This is a genomic window from Mycobacterium sp., assembly GCF_032161845.1.
Taxonomy (GTDB): Bacteria; Actinomycetota; Actinomycetes; order Mycobacteriales; family Mycobacteriaceae; genus Mycobacterium.
In genome coordinates, this window is the sequence record NZ_JAVRQA010000084.1 from 1 (window position 1) to 3987 (window position 3987).

General features: G+C 64.8%; 3 protein-coding genes and 1 pseudogene. 2 read left to right on the top strand and 2 right to left on the bottom strand.

Annotated elements, in window-relative coordinates:
- Nucleotides 1-1189, bottom strand: a 1189-nt coding sequence (aceA, locus tag QOD90_RS05035) for an isocitrate lyase (protein WP_526347289.1), incomplete at its 3' end; no start/stop codon positions are given.
- A 259-nt stretch (nt 1190-1448) separates the two neighbouring features.
- A complete protein-coding gene (locus QOD90_RS05040; protein ID WP_526347293.1) occupies nt 1449-2225 on the bottom strand; it encodes an acyl-[acyl-carrier-protein] thioesterase in 777 nt (258 codons plus the stop codon).
- A 120-nt stretch (nt 2226-2345) separates the two neighbouring features.
- On the opposite strand from QOD90_RS05040, the gene ramB reads away from it, so the two are divergent.
- Entirely contained in the window at nt 2346-3761 is a 1416-nt protein-coding gene (gene ramB, locus QOD90_RS05045; protein ID WP_526347291.1) for an acetate metabolism transcriptional regulator RamB, read from the top strand.
- Nucleotides 3762-3779: 18 nt separating this feature from the next.
- Nucleotides 3780-3987, top strand: a pseudogene (locus tag QOD90_RS05050) (carboxymuconolactone decarboxylase family protein); the annotation flags it as partial.

Consider the following 3987-nt stretch of genomic DNA (forward strand, 5'->3'; position numbering starts at 1 on the left):
CCTCGCGCTGGTGCTTGGTCGCGGTGTAGCCACGCTCCTCGGCGGCGAACTCGCGCTCCTGCAGCTCGACGTAGGCGCTCATCTGGTTGCGGGCGTAGCCGTGGGCCAGATCGAACATCGAGTAGTTCAGGGCGTGGAAGCCGGCGAGGGTGATGAACTGGAACTTGAATCCCATTGCGCCGAGCTCGTTCTGGAACTTGGCGATGGTCGCGTCGTCCAGGTGCTGCTTCCAGTTGAACGACGGGCTGCAGTTGTAGGCCAGCATCTGGTCGGGGAACTCGCTCTTGACGCCTTCGGCGAACTTCTTGGCCAGCTCCAGGTCCGGGGTGCCGGTCTCCATCCAGATGAGATCCGAGTATGGCGCGTACGCCTTGGCGCGGGCGATGCAGGGCTCCAGGCCGTTCTTGACGTGGTAGAAGCCTTCCTTGGTGCGCTCACCGGTGATGAACGGCTGATCGCGCTCGTCGACGTCGGAGGTGATCAGCGTGGCTGCCTCGGCGTCGGTGCGGGCGATGACGACCGTCGGGACGTCGGCGACGTCAGAGGCCAGGCGCGCGGAGGTGAGGGTGCGGATGTGCTGCTGCGTGGGGATCAGCACCTTGCCACCGAGGTGGCCACACTTCTTCTCCGACGCCAGCTGGTCCTCCCAGTGCGAACCGGCGACACCGGCGGCGATCATGGCCTTCTGCAGCTCGTAGACGTTGAGCGCACCACCGAAGCCAGCCTCACCGTCCGCGACGATCGGCGCGAGCCAGTTTTCGATCGACCGGTCGCCCTCGACCTTGGCGATCTGGTCAGCGCGCAGCAGCGCGTTGTTGATCCGGCGGATGACCTGGGGCACCGAGTTGGCGGGGTACAGGCTCTGGTCGGGGTAGGTGTGGCCGGAGAGGTTGGCGTCGCCGGCGACCTGCCACCCGGACAGATAGATGGCCTTGAGGCCGGCGCGGACCTGCTGCACGGCCTGGTTGCCGGTCAGCGCACCGAGCGAGTTGACGTAGTCCATGTCGTGGAGCTGCTCCCACAGCACCTCGGAGCCGCGGCGGGCCAGCGTGCTCTCCTCGACGACGTGACCCTGCAGGGCGACGACGTCCTCGGCGGAGTACGTGCGCTCGATGCCCTTCCAGCGGGGGTTGGTGTTCCAGTCGTGCTGGATCTGCTCGGGGCTCTTCGGCGTGCCAACGGTGGACATTGCGCTCCTTCGGTTACGTGTTCCTGGCGACGTTGCCTTCATACGTTGTTAACGCCACCGCGAGTTATCGTTTCTGCTTACACAACAGTGTCACAACGCATATCCGCAGGTCCACCTGTTTCAGGTGTCAATTTTCGCCAACACCAACCGTGAATTTGCGAAGGTTGCGAAGGAAGCAATGAGCTGAAACGGTTCAGAAGCTACCGATGGGTAGCAAGTTTTCGCAGGTCAGTACGCCCGTACTGTTAAACCGGCCGAGTCACAGCGGGAACAGGGCGGCGACGGCCTTGACCTCGTCGCCGACGACATATGTGAGCGTTGTAACAGCGCGATCCGTCAAGTCCTCGCCGAACTTGTCGGTCGACCCCGCCGGGTGCACGTGGCGGATGATCTCCAGCCTGTCCCCCAACGCCACCGGCAAATCGTGCTCGATTGTCACGCGCAGCGGTCCGGCCATCAGCTCGGGCTGGGCGGCGAGGTACTCCTCGACGACGCTCCAGTAGACCGAGTTGTTCATGTGATCGAAGATGTCGATGTCGCTGACGCGGACCGGAAATTGACGGACGTCCTCCGCATCTTCTCGAAGCCCAGGCTTCAAGTACGCCTTCCACCTCAGCCGGTCGACGGAAGTCGTCTTCTGCAGCCCCGCGATGAAGTCGTCCGAGATGCGCGCGGGCCCCTGCGTCTCACGGTTGATGTTGATCCAGAACGCCTCGGACTCGATCAGACCGCCCCTGCGGCCCTCGACCCGCACCCGCATGTCGCACCACCGGTTGGAGGTGCCCGAGCACCAGCGGCGCAACCGAAGCATGTCCTTGAACACGATGGGTTCGATCATGTCGATCATGGTGCGACGGACGATCCACAGCGGGTGGGTCTCCTCGAACCCCATCTCACGCAGCTGATCGGAACCGATGTCCTGAATGTGGCGCGTCGCGGCGTCGAACTTCAGCCTGCCCTCACGGTCGACGTCGGCGACCCGCAGCGGCCATTCGATGTCGAAGACGTCGGGGTGCGGATCGGGGACGGGCATCATCGACTTCGCTAGCCCGACACCGGGGCCCCCTTTGGTACTCACGGCTGCCGATAATGCCACGAGCGTCCGATCTGCCAAGCCTGCGAAGGCCGCCTTCACAAGCTCGTTATGCTTTTGCCCGTGGCCAAGACCTTCGTCGGATCGCGGGTTCGCCAGCTGCGCGGCGAACGCGGCTTCAGCCAGGCCGCGCTCGCCCAGATGCTCGACATCTCCCCCAGCTACCTGAACCAGATCGAACACGACGTGCGGCCCTTGACGGTGGCGGTGCTACTGCGCATCACCGATCTGTTCGGCGTCGACGCGACGTTCTTCGCCAGCCAAGATGACACCAGGCTGGTAGCCGAGCTGCGGGAAGTGACGATGGACCGCGACGTCGGGATCGACGTCGAACTGTCCGAGATCGCCGACCTCGTCAGTGCACATCCGACGCTGTCCCGCGCGATGGTCAACCTGCACCAGCGTTACCGGCTGGCCACCACCCAGCTGGCGGCCGCCACCGAAGACCGCTTCTCCGACGGCAGCGGTAGCGGGTCGATCACCATGCCGCACGAGGAGGTGCGGGACTACTTCTACCAACGGCAGAACTACCTCCACGAACTCGACACCGCCGCCGAGGACCTCACCGTCCGGATGCGCATGCACCGCGCCGATCTGGCTGCCGAATTGTCCGACCGGCTGGTTCGGGTGCACGGCGTTCACATCGTCAAGCGAATGGATCTCGGCGACACCGTGCTACACCGATTCGACCCCGCGACGAAGACCCTCGACATCGCCGGACATCTGCCCTCCGGGCAGACGGTGTTCAAGCTCGCGGCCGAGTTGGCCTTCCTCGAGTTCGGCGACCTCATCGACACCCTGGTCGACGAGGGCAACTTCACCAGCGACGACTCGCGCACCCTGGCCCGCCTTGGCTTGGCCAACTACTTCGCGGCGGCCACCGTCCTTCCGTACGGCCAGTTTCACGACGTCGCCGAGAACTTCCGCTACGACGTCGAACGCCTCTCGGCGTTCTACTCGGTCAGCTACGAGACCATCGCACACCGGCTGTCTACGTTGCAGCGGCCGTCGATGCGGGGCGTGCCGCTGTCGTTCGTCCGCGTCGATCGAGCGGGCAACGTGTCGAAACGCCAGTCCGCCACGGGTTTTCACTTCTCCTCCAGTGGCGGCACCTGCCCGTTGTGGAACGTCTACGAGACGTTCGCGAACCCCGGCAAGATTCTGGTTCAGATCGCTCAGATGCCAGATGGCCGGCACTACATGTGGGTGGCGCGCACCGTCGAACGCCGGGCGTCGCGCTACGGCCAGCCAAGCAAGACCTTCGCGATCGGACTCGGTTGCGAGTTACGCCACGCCCAGCGCCTGGTGTACTCCGAAGGCCTCGATCTGTCCGGTGAGATTGCCACGCCCATCGGTGCCGGCTGCCGGGTGTGCGAACGAGACAACTGCCCGCAACGCGCCTTTCCCGCACTGGGCCGGGCCCTCGACCTCGACGAGCACCGGAGCACGGTGTCGCCGTACCTGGTCAAGCACACATGACGTCCTAGACTCGCAATGGTGAGCGCTCCCGAGACTGCCCCCGCCCGCATCCAGCCCGGAGGTTTCCGCGAACTGGGCCCCCTCAACTGGATCATCGCCAAACTCGGCGCGAGGGCCATCCGCGCCCCGCGGTTCGCCCTCTTCAACGTGATCGGCCAGCACCACCTGCTGTTTCTGGCCTGGCTGCCGTACTCCGGGATGCTGCTCGGCCTCGGCAAGCTGTCCC